Annotated in this window: 2 protein-coding genes; both read right to left on the reverse strand. The window is 23.9% G+C overall.

Going from position 1 to position 2,542, the window contains the following annotated elements:
• Positions 1-180: 180 nt before the first annotated feature.
• The gene (locus R4K56_RS14615; RefSeq protein ID WP_335758878.1) at positions 181-876 is read right to left on the reverse strand and encodes a ribonuclease HII; all 696 of its coding nucleotides are present in this window, start codon (positions 874-876) and stop codon (positions 181-183) included.
• Between the two features lie 27 nt (positions 877-903).
• On the reverse strand, positions 904-2,542 hold a 1,639-nt coding region (locus R4K56_RS14620), incomplete at its 5' end, for a coiled-coil domain-containing protein (RefSeq protein ID WP_472298028.1).

The following is a 2,542-nucleotide window of genomic DNA, read 5'->3' on the forward strand; positions in this document are numbered from 1 at the left end:
GATTCAAAGAAAATATAATTTTAATTTTGACAAAATATAGTTGTTTAGGTATATACTAAAAATTATTATTATAGAAATGATTATAAATAATAAAAATCAGAAAATATAATCCTATTAAACTTATAAAACATTTTAATTTATAAATAAAATATAATTATCAAAATAAGAAATTAATAAATTTTATATCAATAAATTATCTTCTTCTTTTTTATTATTTGATTTTATAGGGTCAAAGGAATATCTATGCATATCGCTTGCTCCGTACATTTCTATAGCCTTAATATGCTCTTTTGTTCCATAACCTTTATTCTTTGATACTTTATATTTTTGATATTCTTCAGGAAGCTCGTCCATCATTCTATCTCTGGTTACTTTTGCTACAATACTTGCACAGCCTATACTATAGGATTTAAAATCTCCTTTAGTAATAGAACATTGTTTTATATCCGTTTCCAATTTTACAGCATCTATCAATAAAATATCAGGCTTTATAGATAAACCTTCTACAGCTTTAATCATAGCGAGTTTTGTAGCATTATAAATATTTATCTCATCTATAGTTTTTGAATCAACAGAATAAACACAGTAACATAAAGCTTTATTTATAATTTTATCATAAAGTTCTTCTCTTTTTTTAGCTGATATTTTCTTTGAATCATCAACTTCTTCCACTATGTTTTCTTTAACTATATTGACATCATTATCCAATTCTAAAGGCATTATAACAGCAGCAACAGTAACAGGGCCAAATAAACAGCCTCTGCCTACTTCATCTATACCGCATATATATTTATAACCTAATGATAAATACTCTTTTTCATAAGCAAATTTATCTACATAATTGGAGGAATTATATTTATCTTCAAACATATCCATAAAAATTTTAAATCCTCCATAAATGCATTATAATAATTGATAAGCAAGGAATACTATAACAGCAATTATAAAAATAGAAACAGATACTATAGCTACATCGCTTACCTTTTTATTTACTCTTTTAATTTCTTTATCATTTCTTATCTGATTATCTTCTAATTTTTTTATTCTTTTTGAAGTTTTTGCACTTTCTTCATCAAATCTATTTTCTATATAATTAACCAATCTATCATTAGAATGATAATTAGAAGAATCAGCAACCCTATTTGAATTTAATACTCTGCTGGTATTATATTTATTGATATTAGAAACCAATTCATTATATTTAACATTATTTTTATCTAATATTTCATTAATGTTTCTTATGAATGCCTCATACTTGTTATCTAAATCTTTATCTTTTATAGAAAAATATTCTTTTTGCTCATCAAATTGCATATTTAATTTTTGATTTAATTCTTCTATAAAATCATCATATTTAATACCGCTTTTCTCTAGTATCTCATTTATTTGTTCGCTAATCTTATTATATTTTTCATCATTCTTTTCAAAATACTGACGAACTTCTTCTTCAAAATCTTTTTGTTTTTTCTTTATGCTTTCATTTTCTTTGAAAGTTTTAAGATTTTGTTCTAACATTACAGCATCAAATTTTCTTTCACTCTCAGCAATTAAGTCCTCATATTTTGAAACGTTTTTATCTAAAGCTTCATTCAATACATTATTAACATTTTCAGTAATAAAGTTTTTTTGTTCTTCTGAATGATTATCCAATTTACTATTTAAACTTTCAATCAATCTATCATATTTAGCATAAGTTTCATTAACGCTTTCTTCCAAGTCTTTATGCTCTTTTCTTAAGCCTGATATCTCTTTGAAAGTTTTTAAATTCTGTTCCAACATCACACTGTTATAATTAGTGTTGTTCTGTTCGATTTTATCATCTATCTTATTAGATATTTCTTCCTGTAATTTAGAAGTATTATCATCTACTTTATTATTTAAATTATTAATCAATTCTTCGTACTTAGCATTATTCTGATTGATTGTATCATTTACATTGTTTAATAATTCTTCGTTCTTCTTATTTATGTTTTCTTTTTCTTCTTCTAAGAATCTTGTTTGTTCTTCTTTCTGTGAATCTAATTTATTATTTAAATTATTTATTAACTCATCGTATTTAGCATTGTTTTGAGCTATAGACTCATTTAAACTTTCTTCTAAATCTTTCTGACCTTTTCTTAAACTGGATATTTCTTTGAAAGTTTTTAAATTCTGCTCCAACATCACACTGTTATAATTAGTGTTGTTCTGTTCAAGTTTTTCATCTATCTTATTAGATATTTCTTCCTGTAATTTAGAAGTATTATCATCTACTTTTGTATTTAAATTATTAATCAATTCTTCATACTTAGCATTATTTTGATTAATTGTATCATTTACATTGTTTAATAATTCTTCGTTCTTTTTATTTAGATTTTCTTTCTCTTCCTCTAAGAATCTAGTTTGTTCTTCTTTCTGTGAGTCTAGTTTATTATTTAAATTATTTATTAACTCATCATATTTTGCATTATTCTGAGATATAGATTCGTTCAAACTTTCTTCTAAATCTTTCTGATTTTTTCTTAAGCCGGATATCTCTTTGAAAGTTTTTAAATTCTGCTCT

Source organism: Brachyspira pulli, from assembly GCF_036997785.1.
GTDB classification, from domain to species: Bacteria; Spirochaetota; Brachyspiria; order Brachyspirales; family Brachyspiraceae; genus Brachyspira; species Brachyspira pulli.